The organism is Streptomyces sp. NBC_01017 (assembly GCF_045162795.1).
In the GTDB taxonomy this organism is placed as follows: Bacteria; Actinomycetota; Actinomycetes; order Streptomycetales; family Streptomycetaceae; genus Streptomyces; species Streptomyces machairae.
In genome coordinates this window covers 2,644,397-2,667,921 of record NZ_CP108683.1, presented here as the reverse complement: position 1 = coordinate 2,667,921, position 23,525 = coordinate 2,644,397, and the positions used below count along the sequence as shown (strand labels likewise).

Genomic DNA, 23,525 nt, shown 5'->3' with positions numbered 1-23,525 from the left:
ATGCCGACCTCGCCCCCTGTGCCGATGCTCGACGTCGACCTTCAGCCCGGCAAACCCCCCATCCTGCGCGCCGACTCCACCGGCGACGCGGTGAGTTGGGCCGCCGAGCACCGGGACGCGGTGCGCGCCGTCGTCGCCGAGCACGGGTCGGTCCTGGTCCGTGGCCTCGGGCCGGCCGACCAGGCCGGGACCGCCGCCGTCTTCCGGCGGCTGGCCGCCGGTCTGATGACCGAGAAGGAGGCTTTCGCATCCCGGCGGACCTACGCCGACGGCGTGTACTCCTCGTCGAAGTGGCCGCCGCACCAGCCGATGTGCATGCACCATGAGCTCAGTTACACCCTGGAGTTCCCCGGTCTGATGCTGTTCGCCTGCCTCAGTGCCCCCGACGTCGGCGGCGCGACCGCGCTGGCCGACGCACCGACCGTGCTGGGCGCGCTGCCCACCGATCTCGTCGAGCGGTTCCTGAGGGAGGGCTGGCTGCTCACCCGCAACTACAACGAGGAGATCGGGGCATCCCTGACCGACGCCTTCGGCAGCGAGGACCGCGGTGCGGTCGAGAGCTACTGCCGGGCGGCCGCGATCGAGTTCGAGTGGCAACCCGACGGCGGACTGCGGACCTGGCAGCGCCGCAGCGCCGTGGTGCGGCACCCGGTCACCGGCCGGCGCTGCTGGTTCAACCAGATCGCGTTCCTCAACGAGTGGACCCTGGCCCCCGAGATACGTGAGTACCTCGTCGACATCTACGGGGCCGACGGGCTGCCGTTCAACACCCGCTACGGGAACGGCGCACCGATCGGCGAGGACACCGTGCAGCTGCTGAACGAGGTCTACCAGTCCCACACCGTGCGCGAGCCGTGGCAGGCCGGCGACCTGATGCTCGTCGACAACGTCCGCACCGCCCACAGCAGGGAGCCGTACGAAGGGCCGCGCGAGGTGCTCGTGGCGATGGCGGACGCGGTCCGCCTGGCCGACTGCTCGCCGACCGTGGAGGTGATCACCCGATGACCACCACCCGCTCCGGCACCTGGGAGTCCGCACCGTCCGGGCCGGCCGCCGTGCCGCCGTTCGCGATCGTGCCGGGCGGCCAGGTCCAGCAGGCGCTGCAAGGGCGCGAGAAGCAGATCGTGGAGGTGGTCGAGGAAACCTACCGGCTGCACGACGACGGCGATTCGGTGAACCCGCCGTCCCACTTCCTGCGCTTCCCCGACCGCCCGTCGTCCCGGATCATCGCCCTGCCCGCCTCGATCGGCGGGGAGGCAGGGGTGGACGGCCTGAAGTGGATCTCCAGCTTTCCGCAGAACGTGGCGGCCGGCATCCCGAGGGCCTCGGCGGTGCTCGTCCTCAACGACCGCCACACCGGCTACCCGTTCGCCTGCATGGAAGCCTCGATCATCAGCGCCACGAGGACGGCCGCGTCGGCGGCACTGGCGGCGGACCGACTCAGCCGTGGCCGAGAGCGCCCGACCCGCGTCGGCTTCATCGGGACGGGCCTGATCGCCCGCTACATCCACACCTTCCTGACCGGGACCGGCTGGTCGTTCGACACCATCGGCGTGCACGACGTGTCCGCCGACAGCGCCGCCGGGTTCCGCTGCTACCTGGAGCAGTCCGGCGCCACCGGCTGGATCGTCCTGCACGACAGCGCCGAGCAGCTGATACGCCAGAGCGACCTGGTCGTGTTCGCCACCGTCGCCGCCCGGCCGCACATCCACGACCCGTCGTGGTTCGCACACCGTCCGCTCGTGCTGCACGTGTCGCTGCGCGATCTGGCCCCCGAGGTCGTGCTCGCCTCGGACAACATCGTCGACGACGTCGAGCACTGTCTGAGGGCGGACACCTCCGTTCACCTGGCCGAACAGCTCACCGGCAACCGCGACTTCGTGACGGGGACGCTGGCGGACGTGATGTCCGGACGCGTGTCGCCGTCGGCGGACCGGACGGTGGCGTTCTCGCCCTTCGGCCTCGGCGTGCTCGACCTGGCAGTCGGCAAGTACGTCTACGACGAGGTGGCCGGCTCCGGCGAGCTGCACGTCGTCGACGGCTTCTTCCATGAGCTGAGCCGGTACGGATGAACACCGTCCGAGCCCGGTTGCTCTTCAATCCGCGGAGGCCATCGTGTCAGTCATATCCGCCCCCTACACCTTCAACGAGGAGGATCTCTACGTCGACCTCCAGCCGATACTGGGGCACAGGCTCTTCCTGAAGTGCGAAGGCTTCAACTTCGCCGGCTCGATCAAGCTGAAGCCCGCCACCGAGATGGTGGAGGCTGCCGAACGGGCGGGGGGCCTGACCTCGCGGTCGGTCCTGCTGGAGTCCTCGTCGGGCAACATGGGCGTGGCACTCAGCATGATCGCCGCCAGCAAGGGCTACCGGTTCCTGTGCGTGACGGACTCCCGCTGCAACCTGTCGACCAGGCTGGTGATGGAGGCCCTGGGCGCCCAGGTGCACGTGGTCACGGAGCCGAGCGCCGACGGAGGCTTCCTCCGGGCGCGCCTCGACTACGTGCGCGCACTGTCCGCCCTCGACGACCGGTACGTATGGCTCAGCCAGTACACCAACCCGGGCAACTGGCGAGCGCACTACCGCAGGACCGCACCGGCCATCGCCCGCTCGTTCCCGGGACTGGACGTCCTGTTCGTAGGGGCCGGCACCACCGGGACACTGATGGGCTGCGCCCGCTTCTTCCGGCACTGGCACCGGCCCGTCCGCATCGTCGCGGTGGACAGCGCCGGCTCGGTGACCTTCGGCGGGACCCCGGGCCGCCGCATGCTTCCCGGCCTGGGCATGAGCGTGAGCCCGCCCCTGCTCGACGAGTCCTACGTCGACGAGGCGGTGCACGTCGAGGAGGCGGACACCATCCGCGCCTGCCACCGCCTGGCCAGACGCGGATTCCTCTTCGGCGGCTCCACCGGCACCGTCGTCAGCGGCGCGACACGCTGGCTGGCAGCGCACGACCCGGCCGGTCTGACCGCGGTGGCCATCGCCCCGGACCTGGGCGAGCGCTACCTGGAGACCGTCTACCAGACCAACTGGGTCCAGGCCCTCTACGGCGATGACGTGCTCCGTCCCGGTGGCCAGGTCGCCGCCGGTTCGCGGGTCGCCCGCCCCGCTCCACTGCGGGATGCGGACGACGGCCGGGACTCGGACACTTAAAGAGAGCGTAGGTGAACCGAACATGCTGGATCTGGGCATTTACACAGGTGGGAGAGGGTGTGGCGAAGCGGGAGGCTTCCGGGGCCCGGCGCATCGGTACGTCCGAGACCGATCGCCTGTTGGTATCCGTCGCCGCGGGCAGTCAGGACGCCTTCTCCCGGTTGTACGACGCGGCCGCCGGACCGATCTACGGAATCGCGTGCCGGGTCCTGCAGGACCCCGCGCACGCCGAGGAGGTCACCCAGGAGGTCATGCTGGAGGTCTGGCAGAGCGCCCCCCGCTACCGGCCCGAGAGCGGGCACGCCATGACCTGGATGCTGACAATCGCTCACCACCGAGCGGTGGACAGCGTCCGCACGCTGCAAAGGTCCGCCGAGCGCGAGCGCGCCGTCTCCCAGCACGAGTCGACGACGGCCTTCGACGACGTCGTGGACGCGGTGGAGGCGCTCGGGGAATGCGAACAGGTCCGCTCGTGCCTGAAGGACCTCAAGCCCGAGCTGCGGCAGCCGGTGGTGCTCGCTTACTACGAGGGCCTGACCCATACCGAGATCGCTTCGAGGCTGTCCCTGCCGCTCGGCACCGTCAAGAGCCGTCTGCGCAGGGCTCTGACCCGTCTGCGGAACTGCCTGGGAGCTCCGCCGTGATGACAGCCGACTCGCACGATGCACACGACCTCGCGGGTGCCTTTGCGGTGGACGCCCTCACCCGGGAGGAACGGGAGGCCTTCCGCCGCCATCTCGCCGACTGTGCCGACTGCGCCCACGAGACGCTCCGTCAGCAGGAGGCCGCGGGCTGGCTGGCGCTCGCGGCTGCCCGTACCCCGCCGCCGCGTCTGAAGGAACGCGTCCTCGCGGAGGTGGCCCGGACCCCCCAGCTCCCTCCGAAGCCCCCCGGTCCGGGCGGCCGCCGCATCCGACGATCCACACCGCCGCTGCTGCATCTCGCACTGGCCGCCAGCCTGGCCGCGGCCGCCGCGCTCGGCGGTCTGGCGGCCTGGCAGCACCAGGAGGCGCAGGAGGCACGCCAGGAGGCCCGGAGCCAGGCCGCCGACCTCGGCCGGCTCTTCGCGGCTCCCGACACCACCTTCGTCAAGAAGGACCTGGACTACGGCGGATCCGGCACCGTGGCGATTTCACGTGACCTGAACGAGGCCGTCTACTTCTGCCAGGACCTGGCCCCGCTGCCCGCGGACAAGACCTACCAGATGTGGTACGTCGACCCCGGCGACGCCGTCCGCTCCGCCGGGCTCCTCGCCGCCAAGGCCGGCCTCCAGTCCGCGTCCCTTCCCCCGCCCGGTGCCGCCGCCGCACTCGCTGTCACCGTCGAGCCGAGCGCAGGCTCCTCCCACCCCACCAGCGATCCGGTCGCCACCTGGCCCTTGCCCACTTCCTGATCGGGTGGGCCGGCCTCCTCCTGTCTCGTAGGAAGTTGCCTCGCCGACGCGTAACGTGAAGCAGCATGAGAATCCTCATCAGCGCCGACATGGAGGGTGCCACCGGCGTGACCTGGCCGGCCGACGTGCTGCCGGGGACACCTCAGTGGGAGCGGTGCCGGGGGATGTTCACCTCGGACGTCAACGCCGCCGTGCTGGGATTCTTCGACGGCGGCGCCGACGCGGTGCTCATCAACGAGGCCCACTGGACCATGCGCAATCTGCTGCTCGAACGGCTCGACGAGCGCGCGGAGATGCTGACCGGGCGGCACAAGACGCTGTCCATGGTCGAGGGCGTGCAGCACGGCGACGTGGACGGCATCGCCTTCGTCGGCTACCACGCGGGCGCCGGCACGGAGGGCGTCCTCGCGCACACCTATCTGGCGAACTCCATCACCGGGGTGTGGCTGAACGACGTACGGGCGAGCGAGGGGCTGCTGAACGCGCACGTCGTCGCCGAGTACGGCGTGCCCGTCGTGCTCGTCACCGGCGACGACGTGGCCTGCGAGGACGCGCTCGGATACGCGCCCGAGGCACTGAAGGTCGCCGTCAAGGACCATGTGTCGCGGTACGCCGCCGTGTGCCGTACGCCGGCCAGGACCGCGGCCGACATCCGCGCCGCGGCCAAGGAGGCGGCCGGGCTGGCGGTCCGTCAGGAGCCGGTGAGCGAGGGCCCGTTCACCATCGCGGTCGAGTTCGACGCCGAGCACCTCGCGATGGCCGCCACCGTCGTCCCCGGTGTCGAACGGATCGGTGAGCGCAAGGTGGCGTACACCAGCGAACGCATGTACGAGGGGATCCGTACCTTCAAGGCGGTCACCACGATCGTCTCGGCCGCGGTGGAGGAGCAGTATGGCTGACGGGCAGGCACTGGACGAGGTCGTGACGTTCACGTCCGACCTCATCCGCATCGACACGACCAACCGCGGCGGCGGCGACTGCCAGGAGCGCCCCGCCGCCGAGTACGCCGCCGCGCGGCTGGCCGAGGCGGGCCTCGCCCCCACCTTGCTGGAGCGCACCAGCGGACGCACGAACGTCGTCGCCCGGTTCGAGGGCACCGACCCGTCGGCGGACGCGCTGCTCGTCCACGGTCATCTGGACGTGGTGCCCGCGCGGGCCGACGAGTGGAGCGTGCACCCCTTCTCCGGGGAGATCCGCGACGGTGTCGTGTGGGGCCGGGGCGCGGTCGACATGAAGAACATGGACGCGATGATCCTGGCCGTCGTCCGGGCCTGGGCCCGCGAGGGCGTACGCCCCCGGCGGGACGTCGTGATCGCGTTCACCGCCGACGAGGAGGCGAGCGCCGAGGACGGCTCCGGATTTCTCGCGGACCGGCATGCGGAGCTGTTCGAGGGCTGCACCGAGGGCATCGGCGAGTCCGGCGCGTTCACCTTCCACGACGGCAGCGGCCGGCAGATCTATCCGCTCGCGGCCGGGGAGCGCGGCACCGGCTGGATCAAGCTGACGGCACGCGGGCGGGCCGCGCACGGCTCCCGGCCCAACCGGGAGAACGCGGTGAGCCGCCTCGCCGCCGCCGTCACCCGGATCGGCGCCCACGAGTGGCCGCTGCGGCTGACCCCGACCGTGCGCGCCGCCCTCACCGAACTCGCCGCGCTGTACGGCCTCGACGCCGACCTGGACGACGTGGACGGCCTGCTGGAGAAGCTCGGCCCGGCGGCCCGGCTCGTCGAGGCGACCGTCCGCAACAGCGCCAACCCGACCATGCTGGAGGCGGGTTACAAGGTCAACGTGATTCCGGGAGAGGCCGTGGCCTACGTCGACGGGCGCTGTCTCCCCGGCTTCGAGGACGAGTTCCGCGCGACCATCGACGAGCTCACCGGGCCCGACGTGGAATGGGAGTTCCACCATCGCGAGGTGGCCCTCCAGTCACCGGTGGACTCGCCGACGTACGCCCAAATGCGCGCCGCCGTCGAGGAGTTCGCGCCCGAGGGCCACACGGTGCCGTACTGCATGCCCGGCGGCACCGACGCCAAGCAGTTCTCACGGCTCGGCATCACCGGCTACGGCTTCTCACCGCTGAAGCTGCCGGACGGGTACGACTACGGGGCCATGTTCCACGGCGTCGACGAGCGCGTTCCGGTCGGGGCGCTGCACTTCGGCGTCCGCGTTCTCGACCGCTTCCTGCGGTCGGCCTAGGCGAGAAAAGGGGAGACAGTGCAGACGCTGGCGTACGGTTCCTGGCCCTCGCCCATCGACGCGGCCCTGGCCGCCAGTCACGACGGGCACCCCGAGTACGTGGGCTTCGTCGGCGACGAGGCGTGGTGGACCGAGCCGCGGCCCGTCGAGGGCGGGCGGCGCACACTGGTGCGGCGGCGGGCCGACGGCACGGAGGAGTCCGTGCTGCCCGCACCGTGGAACGTGCGCAGCCGGGTCGTGGAGTACGGCGGACAGCCCTGGGCCGGAGAGGTCGTCGACGGCCGGCCGCTCGTCGTCTTCGTCGACTTCGCCGACCAGCGCCTCTACCGGTACGAGGAGGGCGCCGAGCCACGTCCGATCACTCCCGTGTCCTCGGTGGGCGGCGGACTGCGCTGGGCGGAGCCGCAGCTGCGGCTCGACCTCGGTGAAGTGTGGTGCGTGCTGGAGGAGTTCACCGGCGAGGGGCCCACCGACGTGCGGCGCGTCCTGGCCGCGGTCCCGCTGGACGGCTCGGCGGCCGGGGACCGGGACGCCGTACGCGAACTCACCGACGGCCGGCACCGGTTCATCACCGGAGCGCGGATCTCGCCCGACGGGCGGCGCGCGGCGTGGCTCGCCTGGGACCATCCGCGGATGCCGTGGGACGGCACGGAGCTGCTGGTCGCCGACATCGGCGCCGACGGCACGCTCGCCGGCCCGCGGACCGTCGCCGGTGGCCCGGACGAGGCGATCGCCCAGGTCGACTGGTCGGCCGACGGCCGGCTGCTGTACGCGAGCGACCGCAGCGGCTGGTGGAACCTCTACCGCGACGGCGAACCGCTCTGTCCGCGCGAGGAGGAGTTCGGCGGACCGCTGTGGAAACCGGGCCTGCGCTGGTTCGCCCCGCTGGCGAGCGGACCCGTCGCCGTCGTGCACGGGCGCGGCTCGACCGCCCTCGGCGTACTGGACCCCGAGACCGGCGAGGTCGTCGACGCGGCCGGACCCTGGACCGAGTTCGCGCCCACCCTCGCGGTGTACGGCGAGCGGGTCGTCGCCGTCGGAGCCAGCCCCCGCAGCGCCTACGAGGTGGTCGAACTCGACACCTGCACGGGCCGGGCCCGGGTCATCGGAGCCGAGCACGACGACGCCGTCGACCCCGCCCACTACCCCGAGCCGCAGATCCGCACCTTCACCGGCCCCGCCGGCGACGACATTCACGCGCACATCTACCCGCCGCACAACCCCGGCTGCGTGGCCCCCGGCGACACACCGCCGCCGTACGTCGTCTGGGCGCACGGCGGCCCCACCGGCCGTGCGCCCCTCGTCCTCGACCTGTCGATCGCCTACTTCACCTCGCGCGGCATCGGGGTCGTCGAGGTCAACTACGGCGGCTCCACCGGGTACGGCCGGGCGTACCGCAACCGGCTGCGCGAGCAGTGGGGCGTGGTCGACGTCGAGGACTGCGCGGCCGTGGCGCTCGCCCTCGCCGACGAGGGCACCGCCGACCGCGACCGGCTCGCCATCCGCGGCGGCAGCGCCGGCGGCTGGACCACCGCCGCGTCCCTCACCAGCACCGACGTCTACGCCTGCGGCACGATCCTCTACCCCATCCTCGACCTGGCCGGCTGGGGCGCCGGGGAGACCCACGACCTGGAGTCGCAGTACCTGGAATCCCTGATCGGACCGCTCGCCGAGGTGCCGGGACGGTACGCGGAACGCTCACCCGCGGCGCACGCCGACCGTCTTACCGTGCCCTTCCTGCTGTTGCAGGGCCTCGACGACGTGATCTGCCCGCCGACCCAGTGCGAGCGGTTCCTCGCCCGCATGGAGGGGCGCCGGGTGCCGCACGCCTACATCGCCTTCGAGGGGGAGGGCCACGGATTCCGGCGGGCGGAGACGATGATCCGCGTCCTGGAGTCCGAACTCTCCCTGTACGCCCAGGTGTTCGGGCTCAACCCGCCCGGCATCCCCAGACTGGAACTCGCCAAGTGAACCCACTCGTCCGCCCTCCCAGGCTCGCCCCCGGCGCCCGCGTGGCCGTGGTCGCGCCCAGCGGACCCGTGCCCGAGGAACGGCTGCAGGCCGGCCTCGACGTGCTGCGCGGCTGGGACCTCGACCCGGTGGTGGCACCCCATGTGCTCGGCCGGCACGACGAGTTGGCGTACCTGGCGGGCACGGACGCCGACCGGGCCGCCGATCTGCGGACCGCCTGGTGCGATCCGGCCGTCGACGCCGTGCTGTGTGCCAGGGGCGGCTACGGGGCGCAGCGCCTGGTCGACCTCCTCGACTGGGAGGCGATGCGGGCGGCCGGACCCAAGGTGTTCGTCGGCTTCAGCGACGTCACCGCGCTGCACGAGGCGTTCGCCAACCGGCTCGGCCTGGTCACCCTGCACGGTCCGATGGCTGCGGGCGTCGACTTCATCAAGCATGCGCGGGCGCAGGAGCATCTGAGGGCCACGCTGTTCGAGCCGGAGTCGGTGCGCACGATCGCCTCCACCGGCTCCGCGCTGATCCCCGGCCGGGCGCGGGGAGTCACGCTCGGCGGCTGTCTCTGCCTGCTCGCCGCCGAGATCGGGACCCCGTACGCCCGGACCTGCGCACGCGGCGGTCTGCTGTGCCTGGAGGACGTGGGGGAGGAGACCTACCGGCTCGACCGTTACCTCACCCAACTCCTGCGTGCCGGCCTGTTCGAGGGCGTGCGCGGCGTGCTGCTCGGGTCGTGGCAGGAGTGCGAGCCGTACGAGCAGGTGCGTGCGCTGCTCCTGGACCGGCTGGGTGGCCTCGGCGTGCCCGTCGTGGAGGAGTTCGGGTTCGGGCACGGTGCAGGAGCGCTGACGATTCCCCTCGGCGTGAGCGCCGAACTCGACGCCGACGCGGGGACGTTGACCCTCGACGAACCCGCTCTGCGCTGAGCGGGCAGTTCACTGAATCTCCGTCAAGAAACCCCCGTCACGGCGATTGACCTCGCTTGACACGTGTCACACCATGACAACTGGCCAGTACTTACTGGTCGGTAAGCCGGGCTGTCCTCAGCGTGCCTCAGTGTGGAGGTCTCCGTGTCCCGTCGCGTGCCCAGATTTCGATCCCCACTTGCCCTCGTCCTCGGCGCCACGCTCACCGCTCCCCTCGCGCTCACCGCTCCGGCCGCCGCGAGCGGCCAGTTCACCGTCACGGCCCTGAAGTTCACCGTCCAGGCGGGCGGCCGCACCTGCACCGTCGACGCCGATCTGTACCGGCCCACGGGCGTGGACCGCGCCCACCCCGCGCCCGCCGTCCTCGCCACCAACGGCTTCGGCGGCAGCAAGTCCGACGGCTCGACCGACGCCATAGGAAAGGCCTTCGCCCAGCGCGGTTACGTCTCCCTGATCTATTCCGGCCTGGGCTTCGGCAGGTCCGGCTGCCTGATCTCGCTCGACGACCCCACCATCGACGGCGCAGCCGCCTCGCGGCTGATCGACTTCCTGGGCGGCAGGCGCGCCGCCGACGACGGCACCAAGGCGGACTTCGTCACCCTCGACGCCCCCGGCGACCCGCGCGTCGGCATGGCCGGCGGCTCCTACGGCGGGGCCGTCCAGACGGCCACGGCGGCCGTCGACCACCGCCTCGACGCGCTGGCGCCGATGATCACCTGGAACGACCTCGCGTACTCCCTCGACCCCAACAACGCCGTCGGCAGCGGCAGCGTGCCCGGCGTCTTCAAATGGCAGTGGGCCAACGGCTTCTACGTCATGGGTGAGGGGCAGCCGCTGCTGGAAGCCGGCGTCGACCCCTCCCGCATCAACTCCCTGGCCTGCCTGCATTTCGTCACCAAGGCCTGCGACACGATCCGCACGCTCAACTCCGGCCGCTACCCGGCGAAACAGACCGCCGAGCTGCTCGCCTATGCGCGCGGTGTCTCCCCGGTCTCGTATCTGAACCGCGTCAAGGCACCCACCCTCCTCGTCCAGGGTCAGGCCGACAGCCTCTTCAACCTCAACGAGGCGACGGCGACGTACAACACCCTCAAGCGCCAGGGGACCCCGACGAAGATGATCTGGCAGTCCTGGGGCCACAGCGGCGGCCTCACCGACCCGGCCGCCGGTGAACTCAACCTCGGCCAGGGCAATCTGGAGACCAGCTACGTCGGCCGGCGCATCCTCGCCTGGTTCGACCGCTACCTGGGGAAGAAGAACGTCGACACCGGGCCGGCCTTCGCCTACTACCGCGACTGGATCGACGACCCCGACAACACGTACGCCACCGCCGACCGCGTCCCCGCGCTCAGCCGGACGCTCTACCTCTCCGGCGACGGCAAACTCGTCGACAACCGCCGCAAGGTGGCACGCGGCAGCCGTACGTACACCAACTGGCTGACCCCCACCAGCCACTCGGAGAGCTCACTCGCCGCACTCCTCGGCATCGCGGACCCGGCGCCGTACGACACCCCGGGCACCTACCTGGGCTGGACCAGCGAGCCGCTCGCGCGCACCACCGACGTGGTGGGTGCGCCCCGGGCCACGCTCAAGGTCGTCTCCCCGAAGGCCGAGCGGACGCAGGCCTCGGCGGACGCCGCCGACAAGCTCGTGCTGTTCGCCAAGCTGTACGACGTGGCGCCCGACGGCACCCGGACGCTGGTGCACCGGCTGGTGGCACCGGTGCGGGTGCCCGACGTGACGAAGAGCTTCACGGTGACCCTGCCGGGGATCGTGCACCGGTACGAGAAGGGGCACCGGCTGCGGTTCGTGATCGCGGCGAGTGACGGTGCGTACTTCGGGAACCGGGGGATCAAGCCGGTGACCGTGGTCAGTGCGCCCCAGGACACGGGGGTGCTCCAGCTGCCGGTGCTCGGCTGAGCGCATGTGAAGGCCGCTCACCGTGCGTGATCGCTGATTCGGGAGCATCCTGGACCCATGACCGCGAAGACGTCGGAGAGCGGCAGGAAGGTCGACGGGCGCCGGGGTGGCGTACGCGGGGCGATGACTCCGGCCCGGGTCACCGTGCTGGTGCTCGTCGTCCTCGCCCTGATCTTCATCTTCGAGAACACCGGTGAGACCGAGATCCGGCTGCTGATCCCCCTGGTGACGATCCCGCTGTGGGCGGCGCTGCTCGCCGTGGGCATCATCGGCGCGCTGTTCGGGGCGTTCTTCATGCGACGGCGCCGCTGACCGGTCGTACGCTGTCGGAATGCCGCACCCTGCGTCCCGCTACCTAGCCGAAAGCCCCCGCGTGGGCATACGCCACTTCACCTACGAGGACGGTGGCGAGTTCACCGCGCGCGCCCGCGAGAGCAAGGAACTGCACCAGCCGTGGCTCTTCCCGCCGGACGGCGGCGCCGCGTACGCCGCCTACGCCGGGCGGCTGATCGAGGATCCGACCAAGGCCGGGTTCCTGGTCTGCGCGAAGGACGACGGCGGGGGCATCGCGGGGTTCATCAACATCAACAACATCGTCGAGGGCGCCTTCCAGAGCGGCGCCCTCGGCTACGGCGCCTTCGCGCACGCGGCCGGGCGCGGCCTGATGCGGGAAGGCCTCGACCTCGTGGTCGGGCACGCCTTCGGCCCGATGCGCCTGCACCGGCTGGAGATCAACGTCCAGCCGGCCAACGCCGCCTCCGTAGCCCTCGCCCGTGCCTGCGGCTTCCGCCTGGAGGGCTTCTCGCCGAGCATGCTCTTCGTCGACGGAGCCTGGCGGGATCATCAGCGGTGGGCGATCACCGCCGAGATGCGGGCTTGAAGTTGATCTTCATCGTGTCCAGGTCCGTGACGGTCGACCTCAGATCGCGGAAGCCGTGGCCCAGTTCCCGCAGCGCCCTCTCGGCCCGGTCCTCGGCGATCGCGCCGGCCATCTCCTCGCCGTCCGCCGCGTCGGAGACCACCACGTACCGCATCGAGAAGTGCTTGAGCGGCGACGGCTCGTAGGAGAGCGACCCCTCCTCGCTGAACCGCATGCTGGTCAGACCGTGCTCCGTGGCCTCGGCGAGCAACCGCGCGCGGGCCGTGTCGGTGAGGGCGTCCCAAGTGCCGCGGACGATCACCCGGTACGTGTGCTGCTCGCTCATGCTCCCTCTGCCTGCTCCCGTGTCGATGGCATTGAGCGTCGACTGTACGTCGGCGAGGATGAACCGCATGCGGAATATCGTCGTGCTCGACGCCCCCTCCAACCTGGGCCTGCGCCCGCCCGCCCCCGGCACCGTGCCCGGCTGCCACAAGCTCGCCGGGGCGTTGCGTGAGCAGCGGATCGTGCAGCGGCTGCGGGGCCTTGAGGGCGGGGTGGTCGTGCCGCCCAGGTACGACCGGGGGGACTGGCAGGAGGGGGACGGCGTGTTCAACGCTGCCGCCATCGCCGGGTACACCCGCAGGCTCGCCGACCGGATCGAGCACCATGTGCGCGCCGGGGACTTCCCGGTCGTCCTGGGCGGCGACTGTTCCATCAACCTGGGTGCCGCCCTCGCGCTGCGCCGGATCGGGCGCTACGGCCTGGCCGTCGTGGACGCCTCGCCCGACTTCCGGCACCCGGGCAACTCCGACCGGGTCGGCGCAGCGGGTGGCGAGGAGGTCGCCCTGGCCACCGGGCGCGGGCAGGAGGACCTGACGAACCTCGAAGGGCTCAGTCCCTATCTCCGGGACGAGGACGTGCGGTACTTGGGCATCCGCGACTACTTCGAGGAGGAGCGCGCCGAGCTCGCCGACCTGAAGATTCCCGTGGTGACCGTCGGCGACCTGCGCGAGTGGGGCGCGGAGGCGCTGGGTTCCGTCACCCGCCAGGCCTTCGAGATCCCGCAGCTGGACGGCTTCTGGGTGCACCTCGACGCCGACGCCCTCGACCCGTCGGTCATGCCCGCCGTCGACAGTCCCGACCCGGAGGGGCTCACGCCCGACGAACTCGTCGCGCTGCTCCGGCCGTTGCTCGCCTCCGCGCACTGCGTCGGCCTCAACGTCACCATCTACGACCCCGATCTGGACCCGGAGGGCACGGCCGGGGCGCTGCTCACCGACACCGTCGTGGCGGCCTTCGATCAGGACTGACGGTCCGCGTACTCGTAGATCGTCCCGTCCGGGTGCAGCGCCAGCAGGTTGCGCCCCACGGGCGTCGGCACCGGGCCCGCGATGATGTGCGCGCCCAGCTCGCTGAGCACTTGGTGCGCCTCGTCGACGTCCTTGACGGCGATCGTCGCCGCGACCTTGCGCAGCACCTCCAGCTCGGCCTCCGGACCGCTCATCAGCAAGAAGCAGCCGATCGCGGCCACCTCGACGCCGCCGCGTTCGAAGCGGAGGGCGGTGGCGCCCGCGAGCCGTTCGTAGAAGGGGACCGCGGTCTCCAGGTCGTCGACGCAGACACGCAGCGTGGTTCCCAGGATGTCCATACGGACGAGCCTAGTTGGGGGCGCCGGGGGAGTGTGATCGTTTCACGCGATCCCCTCACGCGGCTCGGGACGGAGCGCGTTACGCGCACTCCGGTACGGGTACTCGGCGCCCATGGACCGCTTGGATCACCTTGAGCACCTGGACAGGCAACTGGTCGACGAGCTGGCACAGGTGGCGCGTGAGACCGTCCGCGACGAGCTGCGCGAGCAGACGCGCAGGCAGCGCCGCCGGGCCACGCTGTACGCCGCGTCCGGCGCCGTCGCCCTGTACGCGGGCGCGGCTCTCGCGCTCGCGCTGGGACTCGGCCTCGCCGCCGGGCTGCCGGACTGGGCCGCCGCACTGATCACCGCGGTGATCCTCGGCGCGGCGGCGTACGCACTGCGCGGCGCGGCACGTCCGAACGCGTCCCGGCCGACAGCGGACGAGGCGGAACTGGCCGCCGCTCACGGACACACCGACGGCGGCATCGCACCGGTCATCCCGCCGAACGGGCTCGGCCTGCCGCATCCGCCGATGCCGCCCGCCCCGCCCAAGACCGCAGTGCCCGGCGGGGGTACGCCGGACGCAGCCGGCGCGCGCAAGCCGCACCCTGACGACATCGACCCCGAGCAGCCGCACCACCGGGCGTGACGCCCGTGCGCATGCCGTGGGAGAGGGCCCTGCCGAATCGCGGCAGGGCCCTCGTCGTGACCGGGGCACGATCGTCGGCTCCGCGCTCGCCCAGGTGCGTACGGCGATGGTGCAGCTGCCTGCTCCAACACCCCGCAGTTCGACCGGGTGGTGAACCGGCTCCCGGACCGGGCGCGGCCGGTGGCACCGGTGTACCGGCCGGAGGTGGCCGCGCGGGCGATCCTGCACGCGGCCGGGCACGGGCGGCGCCGGGAGTACTCGGTCACGCAGGCCTTGCCTAGGCGACCCGGTACTCCTGCACCTCCTCCGCCCGCAACGTCAGCCCATGGCCGATGCCCCGGGCCGGGGCCACCGCGCCGCCTGTCGGGTCCAGGGCGCCCGTGAAGAGCATGTCCTCCACGCGGACGTGGTCGTGGAACCACTCGATGTGGCGGAGGTTGGGGACGGCGGCCGCCGCGGCGGCGTGGGCGTGCGGGGCGCAGTGGGCCGAGACGTCCAGGCCATGGGCCTGGGCCAGGGCGGCGGCGCGCAGGAACTCCGTGAGACCGCCGCAGCGGGTGGCGTCGATCTGGAGGCAGTCGACCGCGCCCGCGGTGATCATGCGGGCGAAGTACGGGAGGTCGTAGCCGTATTCGCCGGCCGTGACGTCGCACGGCAGGGTGTCGCGCAGCAGACGCAGCCCCGTCAGGTCGTCCGAGGACACCGGCTCCTCGAACCAGCCGACGCCGTGCTCGGCGAGGGCATGGCCGACGCGGACCGCCTGCTTGCGGGTGTAGGCGCCGGCTGCGTCCACGTACAACTCCGCCTCGGGACCAATCACTTGACGCGCGGCCTCGACCCGGGCCACGTCGCGCAGCACCGCCCGGCCCCAGTCCTCACCGATCTTGATCTTCACGCGCGGGATGTGCTGGCCGTGCACCCAGCCGTTCAACTGCGCGGCCAGATGCTTGTCGTGGTACGTCGTGAAGCCGCCACTGCCGTAGACGGGGACGCGTTCGCGGCACATGCCGAGCAGCCGGGTCAGGGGCAGTTCGAGGAGGCGGGCCTTGAGGTCCCACAGGGCGATGTCCAGCGCCGAGATCGCGCACGCGGCGACGCCGGGGCGGCCCGCGTCGCGGATCGCGCGGGACATCGCCTCGTGCGCGGCCGGGATGTCCAGGGCGTTGCGTCCTTGGACGAGGGGTGCGAGGTGGTCGCGCAGGAAGTCGCCGATCGCCGCCGGGCCGTAGGTCCAGCCGGTGCCGGTCGCGTCGCCCGCCGCCACCTCGGCGATCACCACGGTCGTGGAGTCCCAGGCCAGCGTGCCGTCCGCCTCGGGGGCGTCGGTGGGGACCGTGTAGACGGAGACGACGGGGAAATGGAGTTTCATGAGGTCCTGTGCCGTCCCTCTCACCGCTGGAGCTGCGGCAGCACCTTCGTCCGGTAGAAGTCGAAGAAACCGCGTTGGCCGGGTCCGATCTGGTTGACGTAGATCCGGTCGAAGCCCGCCTCGGCGAAGGCGTTCAGCGCGGACACATGCTCGTCGGCGTCGTCCCCGCACACCGTGTTGTCGCGCACCATCTGCTCGGTGATCAGCGGCTCCAGCTGCTCGAAGTGGCTCGGCGAGGGCAGGATCTGGCCCATCTCGCCGGGCAGCAGCTGGTTGGACCACAGCCGGCGTACGGTGCGTACGGCCTCGTCGCGGTCGGTGCCGTAGCAGACCTTCGTGCCGCCCATGACCGGCTTGGCGTTCCCGCCGCCTTTGCGGAACTGCGTGACCAGTTCCTCGTCCGGCATCATCGTGATGAACCCGTCGCCGACCCGCGCCGCGAGGGACGTCGCCGCCGGGCCGAAGCCGGAGATGTCGATCTCGACGGGCTCGTCGGGGACGGTGTAGAGGCGGGCGTTCTCCACCCGGTAATGGTTGCCGTAGTGGCTGATCTCCTCGCCGGAGAACAGCCTGCGCATGATCAGGACGGCCTCCTCCAGCATGTCCATGCGCACGCTCGCGGGCGGCCACACATGGCCGAGGATGTGCTCGTTCAGGGCCTCGCCGGTACCGACGCCGAGCCGGAAGCGGCCGTTCGTCATCACCGCGCAGGTCGCGGCCGCCTGGGCCACCACCGCCGGGTGGATCCGCACGGTCGGGCAGGTCACGGCCGTCTCGACGGGCAGCGACACCGCCTCCGAGAGTGCGCCGATCACCGACCACACGAAGGGGCTCTGGCCCTGCGCGTCGTTCCACGGGTGGTAGTGGTCCGAGATCCACAACGACTGGAATCCGGCCTGCTCGGCCATCCGCGCCTGCTCGACGAGATCGGCGGGGCGGAACTCCTCCGTCGCCAGGAAGTAGCCGTACTCGGGCATGAGGGACACCTCCGGGAGTGCCGCGTCGGCGGCGGGGACGGTCGCCGTCCCGGGTACCCGGAGGCCCGGCCGGAAACCTGGGCCGGCCCCGGGGCGGACGTTTGGCGGTCCTGACCAGGGGGACGCGGAAGGCTCCCGAGGTACGCGACAGGCCCGGAGGCCAACCGTGAGTCGACCCCGCATCGTGATCGTCGGCGCCGGATTCGCCGGGTACCGGGCAGCACGCACCCTGTCCCGGATCACCCGAGGTCAAGCCGACATCACCCTGCTGAACCCGACCGACTACTTCCTGTATCTGCCCCTGCTGCCCCAGGTCGCCGCCGGCATCCTGGAACCGCGCCGGGTGACCGTCTCGCTCTCCGGCACCCTGCGCCATGTGCGGCTGGTGCTGGGCGAGGCCGACGGCATCGACCCCGACGGGAACACCGTCCACTACACGGGTCCCGAGGGCGACGTCGGAACCCTGCCCTTCGACCGGCTGATCCTCGCCGCGGGCAGTGTGAACAAGCTGCTGCCCATCCCCGGCGTCGCTGAGCACGCGCACGGCTTCCGCGGCCTTCCCGAGGCGCTGTATCTGCGCGACCACGTGACCCGGCAGGTGGAGCTGGCGGCCACCGCCGACGACCCCAAGAGCCGCGCCGCCCGATGCACCTTCGTGGTGGTGGGCGCCGGGTACACCGGCACCGAAGTCGCCGCGCAGGGCCAGCTGTTCACCGATTCCCAGGTGCGCAAGCACCCGTTGCGTACGGGCATGCGGCCACGCTGGCTGCTGCTCGACATCGCCGATCGCGTGCTGCCCGAGCTGGACGAGAGGCTGTCGCGGACCGCCGACCGGGTGCTGCGCCGGCGGGGCGTGGACGTGCGGATGGGCACCTCCGTGAAGGAGGCCACGCACAACGGGGTGGTGCTGAGCGACGGTTCGTTCGTCGACACCCGCACGCTCGTGTGGTGCGTGGGCGTACGGCCCGATCCGCTCGCCGAGTCCCTCGAACTGCCCATGGAGAAGGGCCGCCTGCTCGTCGACCCGCACCTCCAGGTGCCGGGCCGGCCCGAGCTGTTCGCCGCCGGGGACGCGGCCGCCGTGCCCGATCTGGAGAAGCCCGGCGAGTACACGCCGATGACCGCCCAGCACGCCTGGCGGCAGGGCAGGACGGTGGGCCGGAACGTGGCCGCGTCCCTCGGCATCGGCGAGCGGCGCGCCTACCGCCACCGCGACCTCGGCTTCGTGGTCGACCTCGGCGGCGTCAAGGCCGCCGCCAACCCGCTCGGCGTCCCGCTGTCCGGCGTGGCGGCGGGCGCGGTGACCCGCGGCTACCACCTCGCGGCGATGCCCGGCAACCGCGTCCGCGTCGCCGCCGACTGGCTCCTGGATGCCGTACTGCCGCGCCAGGCGGTGCAGTTGGGTCTGGTGCGGTCGTGGTCGGTACCGCTGGACACGGCGTCGCCGGAGCTGGCCCGGGTGCCGGGGCGGTCGGATACCGGAGCGCAGGGCAAGGGGGAGAGGCGCGGCGAGCCTCAGGGGAACCAGCCGGGCGGCGAGCCCGCCGAGAACCGGTTCGGCGGTGCCGAGGCAACCGAACCGCCCGACCCCGTCCAGGACCCCGACGCCGGCAAGCACCCCGAACCCCCCGGTCCCGTGAAGCGGACCGACTCCCGAGCGGGCGGCAGCGAGCCGAGCCCCGGTGCCGGCACCGGGGCCGACGCGGGTGGCCGGCCACCCCCCGGGACACCGGCCGTCCACAAACCGCACCCGGACGCGCCCATCGCCCCCGAACCCCGCTCCCAGCACCCTCCGAAAGGAGACTCATGAACACCGCTGAACTCGTCGAACTGGCCCAGCAGCTGCGTGTGGACAGTGTGCGTGCCTCCGACGCCGCGGGATCGGGGCATCCGACCTCGTCGATGTCCGCCGCGGACCTGATGGCCGTACTCCTCGCGGAGCACCTCCGCTACGACATCGACCGGCCCGCCCACCCCGGCAACGACCGCTTCGTCCTCTCCAAGGGACACGCATCGCCGCTGCTGTACGCCGCGTACAAGGCCGCCGGCGCCATCGAGGACGGCGAACTGGTCACCTTCCGCAAGCTCGGCAGCCGGCTCGAAGGGCACCCGACGCCGCGACGGCTGCCGTGGGTGGAGACCGCGACCGGGTCGCTCGGGCAGGGACTGCCGGTCGGCGTCGGCATCGCGCTGGCCGGGCTGCGGCTGGACCGGAGCGGGTACCGGGTGTGGGTGCTGTGCGGGGACAGCGAGCTCGCCGAGGGGTCCGTGTGGGAGGCCGCCGAGCACGCGGCGTACGAGCATCTGGACAACCTCACCGCCATCGTCGACGTGAACCGGCTCGGCCAGCGCGGCCCGACCCGGCACGGTCATGACCTCGACGCCTACGCCCGCCGCTTCCAGGCCTTCGGCTGGCACACCATCGAGGTCGACGGGCACGACGTGGACGCCATCGACCGTGCGTACAGCGAGGCCGAGTCCACCGTCGGACAGCCCACAGTGATCCTCGCCCGCACCCTCAAGGGCAAGGGCGTCGCGGCCGTCGAGGACCGCGAGGGACTGCACGGCAAGCCGCTGCCGGATGCCGACGAGGCCATCGCCGAACTCGGCGGACGGCGCGACCTGCGCATCCACGTCCACGAGCCGTCCGCCACCCGCATGCTGCACGCCGTACCCGGCGGACGCCTCGACCTGCCCCGCTGGGACAAGGGGGAGGAGGTCGCCACCCGCAACGCCTACGGCGAGGCGCTCGCCGCGCTCGGCACCGGTCGCGGCGACGTCGTCGCCCTCGACGGCGAGGTGAGCGACTCCACCCGCGCCGAGTTCTTCGCCAAGGCACACCCCGACCGGTTCTTCGAGTGCTACATCGCCGAGCAGCAGCTGGTCGCCGCGGCGGTGGGGCTCGCGACCCGCGGCTATGTGCCGTACGCCTCCACCTTCGCCGCCTTCCTCACCCGCGCCTACGACTTCGTGCGCATGGCGTCCGTCAGCGGCGCCGGCATCAACCTCGTCGGCTCGCACGCGGGCGTCGCGATCGGGCAGGACGGGCCGAGCCAGATGGGCCTGGAGGACCTGGCGATGATGCGGGCCGTGCACGGCTCGACCGTGCTGTACCCGTGCGACGCCAACCAGACCGCCCGGCTCGTCGCCGCCATGGCCGGCCTGGAGGGCGTCCGCTATCTGCGCACCTCGCGCGGCGCCGGCCCGGTCATCTACGGCCCGGACGAGGAGTTCCCGGTCGGCGGCAGCAAGGTGCTGCGCTCCAGCGACCGCGACCGGCTGACCGTCGTCGCGGCCGGCGTCACCGTGCACGAGGCGCTCGCCGCCGCCGACGCGCTGGACCGCGAGGGCATCCAGGTCAGGGTCGTCGACCTCTACTCCGTCAAGCCCGTCGACCGGGACACCCTGCGCCGGGCCGCCGAGGAGACCGGCTGCCTGCTCACCGTGGAGGACCACCACGAGGAGGGCGGCATCGGCGACGCCGTGCTCGACGCGTTCCTCGACGGGCGCCCCGTGCCCCGCCTGGTGCGCCTCGCCGTCCGCATGATGCCGGGCTCGGCCTCGCCGGACGAGCAGCTGCACGCCGCGGGCATCGACGCCGCGTCCATCGCCGCCGCGGGCAAGCTGCTGGTGGAGGAGGCGGTCGTACGGTGACCGACGACGGTACGACGAAGGTGCGGGCGGGCCGCCGTACCGTCGAGGTCAAACGCGTCGACAAGGTGCTCTTCCCCGGCGACGGGAGTGCGAAGGAGTACACCAAGGGCGACCTCGTGGACTACTACCGGGCCGTCGCCGCGTTCATGCTGCCGCACCTGCGCGGCCGCCCGCTGATGCTGGAGCGGCACCCCGACGGCGTGGACGGCCCGCAGTTCATGCAGAAGAACACCCCCGAGCACTACCCGGACTGGATCACCCGCGTCGAGGTCACCAAGGAGGACGGCACCGTCCGCCACACGGTCTGCGACGACGTCGCGACCCTCGTCTTCCTCGCCGACCAGGCCTGCCTCACCCTGCACCGCTGGCTGTCGCGCACCGACCACATCGGCCGGCCCGACCGCATGGTCTTCGACCTCGACCCGGCCGGGGACGACTTCGGGCAGGTGCGGGAGGCGGCCGGACTGCTGGGCGAACTGCTCGACGAGCTGAAGCTGCCGTCGGCGCCGATGACCACCGGTTCGCGCGGCCTGCACATCGTGGTGCCGCTGAAGGGGGAGGAGGACTTCGACCAGGTGCGCGAGTTCGCCCGGGACGTCGCCGACACCCTTGCCGACGCCCACCCGGACCGGCTCACCACCGCCGCCCGCAAGAAGGACCGCGGCGACCGTCTCTACCTCGACATACAGCGCAACGCCTACGCCCAGACAGCAGTCGCGCCCTACACCGTGCGCCCCCGTCCCGGCGCACCCGTGGCCACACCCCTGACCTGGTCCCACCTGGACGACCCGGACCTCGACGCCCGCCGCTGGACCATCGCGGACGCCGTGGAACAGGCCCGCACCAACCCATGGGAGGGGGTGATGAGCCGACCCCGCGCCCTGGGACCCGCGCGGCGCAGGCTCGACGCACTCCGTGGCTGACACAAGGGGACTGAGGGGTTTGGCCAACGCCTTTCGGGCCACTCGCGGTTGGAGGCGCCCATGACTGATTCACAGAACTCACCCAAATCATCCAGACAACGACAGGAACGACAGGGCGGGGCGGACGACAAGCCGTCGCCGATGGAGGTGCTGCGCCAGGCACGAGCCCAGCTCGCCGAACTCACCGGCAAGGACGCCGAGACGGTGTCCTCGTTCGAACAGACCGAGGACGGCTGGGCACTGGAGATCGAGGTCCTGGAGCTGTCCCGCGTCCCCGACACGATGAGCCTGATGGCGAGCTACCAGGTGGAACTCGACCACCAGGGACAGCTCACCGGCTATCGCCGTGTCCGCCGCTACGAACGCGGACGGTCCGACGCACGCAGGCCCGGCGGCCGCTAGGCCACTCACGCCCGTCACATCATTCCCAGACAAGGAGGAACGGCGGCATGACCGTTGTCCCGGCACAGCAGTCCGGAGGCGGAGGCGGCAGCAGCGGCCTCTACGACGTCCTTGAGCTCATCCTCGACAGGGGGCTCGTCATTGACGCATTCATACGGGTCTCCCTCGTCGGCATCGAGATCCTGAAGATCGACGTCCGGGTCGTCGTCGCCAGCGTCGACACCTATCTCCGCTTCGCCGAGGCGTGCAACCGGCTCGACCTGGAGGCCGGTCCGCGCAAGAGCCCGGGACTGCCCGACCTGGTCGGAGAGATCACCGAGTCCGGCGCACGCGGCAAGTCCAAGGGGGCGCTGTCCGGCGCCGCCGAGACCATCTCCGACGCCTTCAAGCAGGCGCGGGACGAACGGGACGACGGCGAGCGCGAGTCCAGGCCGCGCGCCCGCAAGTCCACCGCGTCCCGCAGGAAGGAGGAGCAGGAGTGAGCACGTACGTGTACGCCATCACCGCGAGCTCCCACCCCACACTCTCGAGCGCCGTGGGCGGCGTCGGCGACCCGCCCCGCCAGCTGCGCATGCTCAAGCAGGGCGACCTGGCCGCCCTCGTCAGCGACGCCCCGGAAGGGCTGCGCCCCAAGCGCAAGGAGCTGCTGGCCCACTCGAACGTGCTCGCCGAGGCGGGCGCGGTCGGCTGCGTGCTGCCCCTGCGGTTCGGCAGCGTCGCCCCCGACGACGACACGGTTGCCGGCGTCCTCGCCGAACGCGCCGAGCACTACAAGGAGCGGCTCACCGCCCTGGACGGCAAGGTCGAGTACAACATCAAGGCCAGCCATGCCGAAGAGGCAGTACTGCACCGGGTGCTCTCCGAGAACCCGGAGATCCGGTCCATGACGGAGGCCAACCGTCAGGCGGGCGGCGGCACCTACGAGGAGCGGCTGCGGCTCGGCGAGATGGTGGTCGCCGCCATCAAGGCCCAGGAGGCCGAGGACGCGACCGACGTGCAGCACACCCTGGAACCGGCCGCGGACGCGGTCAGCGTGGGCCCCGAATCCTCCGGCTGGCTCGCCAACGTGTCGTTCCTGCTGGACCGCGGCGAGGTCGAGACGTTCCTGACGGCCGTGGAGCAGCTTCGCAAGGGCCATCCGCACCTCGAACTGCGTCTCAACGGCCCGTTGCCGCCGTACAGCTTCGTCGAGCCCGGCCCCGCCGAGCCCGCGGGGACCACGATCGGCGCGGAGGGCGCGGAGGAGTGAGGCCGTGGGACTGGTCGGAGAGGTACTGCTGCTGCCGTTCGCCCCGGTGCGCGGCAGCGCATGGGTAATCGGACAGGTCTTGAACGAGGCGGAGCGCCTCTACTACGACCCGGCGACGGTACGCGCCGAACTCGCAGCGCTGGAAGAGGAGTTGACCTCGGGCGCGATCGACGAGGAGGAGTTCGACCGCCGGGAGGACGAACTCCTCGACCGGCTGGAGATCGGGCTCGCGCGACCGGCACCGGAAAACTGATGGG

The 23,525-nt window shown here is 71.7% G+C and carries 25 protein-coding genes and 1 pseudogene; 22 read left to right on the top strand and 4 right to left on the bottom strand.

Features of this window, described 5'->3' with window-relative positions; all coding sequences use genetic code 11:
• From OG331_RS12390 to OG331_RS12335, 12 genes are all read left to right on the top strand, one after another.
• On the top strand, positions 1 to 1,005 hold the full coding sequence (locus OG331_RS12390) for a TauD/TfdA family dioxygenase (protein WP_406195094.1): 1,005 nt from the start codon (positions 1 to 3) through the stop codon (positions 1,003 to 1,005).
• On the top strand, positions 1,002 to 2,072 hold the full coding sequence (sbnB, locus tag OG331_RS12385) for a 2,3-diaminopropionate biosynthesis protein SbnB (protein ID WP_406195091.1): 1,071 nt from the start codon (positions 1,002 to 1,004) through the stop codon (positions 2,070 to 2,072). Before OG331_RS12390 ends, sbnB begins: the two co-directional genes overlap by 4 nt.
• Before the next feature lie 43 nt (positions 2,073 to 2,115).
• A complete protein-coding gene (gene sbnA / locus OG331_RS12380; protein ID WP_406195089.1) occupies positions 2,116 to 3,153 on the top strand; it encodes a 2,3-diaminopropionate biosynthesis protein SbnA in 1,038 nt (345 codons plus the stop codon).
• A gap of 59 nt (positions 3,154 to 3,212) precedes the next feature.
• On the top strand, positions 3,213 to 3,797 hold the full coding sequence (gene sigK / locus OG331_RS12375; RefSeq protein ID WP_406195086.1) for an ECF RNA polymerase sigma factor SigK: 585 nt from the start codon (positions 3,213 to 3,215) through the stop codon (positions 3,795 to 3,797).
• Positions 3,797 to 4,546, top strand: a complete 750-nt coding sequence (locus OG331_RS12370; protein WP_406195084.1) for an anti-sigma factor domain-containing protein — start codon at positions 3,797 to 3,799, stop codon at positions 4,544 to 4,546. The genes sigK and OG331_RS12370 overlap by 1 nt, the downstream gene beginning before the upstream one ends.
• A 65-nt stretch (positions 4,547 to 4,611) precedes the next feature.
• The gene (locus OG331_RS12365) at positions 4,612 to 5,445 is read left to right on the top strand and encodes a M55 family metallopeptidase (protein WP_406195081.1); all 834 of its coding nucleotides are present in this window, start codon (positions 4,612 to 4,614) and stop codon (positions 5,443 to 5,445) included.
• Entirely contained in the window at positions 5,438 to 6,742 is a 1,305-nt protein-coding gene (locus OG331_RS12360) for a M20/M25/M40 family metallo-hydrolase (RefSeq protein ID WP_406195078.1), read from the top strand. Before OG331_RS12365 ends, OG331_RS12360 begins: the two co-directional genes overlap by 8 nt.
• 18 nt (positions 6,743 to 6,760) lie before the next feature.
• A complete protein-coding gene (locus OG331_RS12355; protein ID WP_406195076.1) occupies positions 6,761 to 8,713 on the top strand; it encodes a prolyl oligopeptidase family serine peptidase in 1,953 nt (650 codons plus the stop codon).
• The gene (locus OG331_RS12350) at positions 8,710 to 9,633 is read left to right on the top strand and encodes an LD-carboxypeptidase (protein WP_406195073.1); all 924 of its coding nucleotides are present in this window, start codon (positions 8,710 to 8,712) and stop codon (positions 9,631 to 9,633) included. The genes OG331_RS12355 and OG331_RS12350 overlap by 4 nt, the downstream gene beginning before the upstream one ends.
• Before the next feature lie 144 nt (positions 9,634 to 9,777).
• A complete protein-coding gene (locus OG331_RS12345) occupies positions 9,778 to 11,553 on the top strand; it encodes a CocE/NonD family hydrolase (RefSeq protein ID WP_406195071.1) in 1,776 nt (591 codons plus the stop codon).
• 57 nt (positions 11,554 to 11,610) lie between these two features.
• On the top strand, positions 11,611 to 11,865 hold the full coding sequence (locus tag OG331_RS12340) for a DUF1049 domain-containing protein (RefSeq protein WP_406195068.1): 255 nt from the start codon (positions 11,611 to 11,613) through the stop codon (positions 11,863 to 11,865).
• A 19-nt stretch (positions 11,866 to 11,884) separates the two neighbouring features.
• Complete coding sequence (locus OG331_RS12335; RefSeq protein ID WP_406195065.1) at positions 11,885 to 12,433, top strand: GNAT family N-acetyltransferase; 549 nt, start codon at positions 11,885 to 11,887, stop codon at positions 12,431 to 12,433.
• Here OG331_RS12335 and OG331_RS12330 read toward each other — a convergent pair.
• A complete protein-coding gene (locus OG331_RS12330) occupies positions 12,411 to 12,758 on the bottom strand; it encodes a DUF6204 family protein (RefSeq protein ID WP_406209971.1) in 348 nt (115 codons plus the stop codon). The genes OG331_RS12335 and OG331_RS12330 overlap by 23 nt on opposite strands.
• Before the next feature lie 67 nt (positions 12,759 to 12,825).
• On the opposite strand from OG331_RS12330, the gene OG331_RS12325 reads away from it, so the two are divergent.
• On the top strand, positions 12,826 to 13,725 hold the full coding sequence (locus tag OG331_RS12325) for an arginase family protein (RefSeq protein WP_406195062.1): 900 nt from the start codon (positions 12,826 to 12,828) through the stop codon (positions 13,723 to 13,725).
• On the opposite strand, the gene OG331_RS12320 is transcribed toward OG331_RS12325, so the two are convergent.
• Positions 13,716 to 14,063: a VOC family protein gene (locus OG331_RS12320; protein WP_328878199.1), complete on the bottom strand. Its 348-nt coding sequence runs from the start codon at positions 14,061 to 14,063 to the stop codon at positions 13,716 to 13,718. The two genes, OG331_RS12325 and OG331_RS12320, sit on opposite strands and share 10 nt — an antisense overlap.
• Positions 14,064 to 14,175: 112 nt before the next feature.
• Between OG331_RS12320 and OG331_RS12315 the strand changes: the two genes are divergently transcribed.
• The gene (locus OG331_RS12315; RefSeq protein WP_406195059.1) at positions 14,176 to 14,694 is read left to right on the top strand and encodes a phage holin family protein; all 519 of its coding nucleotides are present in this window, start codon (positions 14,176 to 14,178) and stop codon (positions 14,692 to 14,694) included.
• 94 nt (positions 14,695 to 14,788) lie between these two features.
• Positions 14,789 to 14,958: pseudogene (locus tag OG331_RS12310) on the top strand (short-chain dehydrogenase); the annotation flags it as partial.
• Positions 14,959 to 14,971: 13 nt separating this feature from the next.
• Here OG331_RS12310 and OG331_RS12305 read toward each other — a convergent pair.
• On the bottom strand, positions 14,972 to 16,063 hold the full coding sequence (locus OG331_RS12305) for an enolase C-terminal domain-like protein (protein WP_406195056.1): 1,092 nt from the start codon (positions 16,061 to 16,063) through the stop codon (positions 14,972 to 14,974).
• Between the two features lie 20 nt (positions 16,064 to 16,083).
• Entirely contained in the window at positions 16,084 to 17,040 is a 957-nt protein-coding gene (locus OG331_RS12300; RefSeq protein ID WP_406195054.1) for an LLM class F420-dependent oxidoreductase, read from the bottom strand.
• Between the two features lie 166 nt (positions 17,041 to 17,206).
• Here OG331_RS12300 and OG331_RS12295 point away from each other — a divergent pair, with 166 nt between their 5' ends.
• From OG331_RS12295 to OG331_RS12265, 7 genes are read left to right on the top strand one after another with little or no spacing between them, the layout of a single operon-like run.
• On the top strand, positions 17,207 to 18,850 hold the full coding sequence (locus tag OG331_RS12295; protein ID WP_406195051.1) for an FAD-dependent oxidoreductase: 1,644 nt from the start codon (positions 17,207 to 17,209) through the stop codon (positions 18,848 to 18,850).
• Complete coding sequence (locus OG331_RS12290; protein WP_406195048.1) at positions 18,847 to 20,694, top strand: transketolase; 1,848 nt, start codon at positions 18,847 to 18,849, stop codon at positions 20,692 to 20,694. Before OG331_RS12295 ends, OG331_RS12290 begins: the two co-directional genes overlap by 4 nt.
• Positions 20,691 to 21,617 (top strand): non-homologous end-joining DNA ligase, encoded by a 927-nt coding sequence (ligD, locus tag OG331_RS12285; protein WP_406195046.1) that lies wholly within the window; start codon positions 20,691 to 20,693, stop codon positions 21,615 to 21,617. The genes OG331_RS12290 and ligD overlap by 4 nt, the downstream gene beginning before the upstream one ends.
• A 60-nt stretch (positions 21,618 to 21,677) precedes the next feature.
• The gene (locus OG331_RS12280) at positions 21,678 to 22,019 is read left to right on the top strand and encodes a gas vesicle protein (protein WP_406195043.1); all 342 of its coding nucleotides are present in this window, start codon (positions 21,678 to 21,680) and stop codon (positions 22,017 to 22,019) included.
• Positions 22,020 to 22,066: 47 nt separating this feature from the next.
• Positions 22,067 to 22,501 carry a gas vesicle structural protein GvpA gene (locus OG331_RS12275; RefSeq protein ID WP_363045711.1) on the top strand — a complete coding sequence of 145 codons (435 nt, stop codon included), beginning with the start codon at positions 22,067 to 22,069 and terminating at the stop codon, positions 22,499 to 22,501.
• A complete protein-coding gene (locus OG331_RS12270) occupies positions 22,498 to 23,268 on the top strand; it encodes a GvpL/GvpF family gas vesicle protein (protein WP_406195041.1) in 771 nt (256 codons plus the stop codon). Before OG331_RS12275 ends, OG331_RS12270 begins: the two co-directional genes overlap by 4 nt.
• 4 nt (positions 23,269 to 23,272) lie before the next feature.
• Positions 23,273 to 23,521, top strand: coding sequence for a gas vesicle protein GvpG (locus OG331_RS12265; RefSeq protein WP_406195039.1), 249 nt, complete (start codon positions 23,273 to 23,275; stop codon positions 23,519 to 23,521).
• Positions 23,522 to 23,525 lie beyond the last annotated feature (4 nt).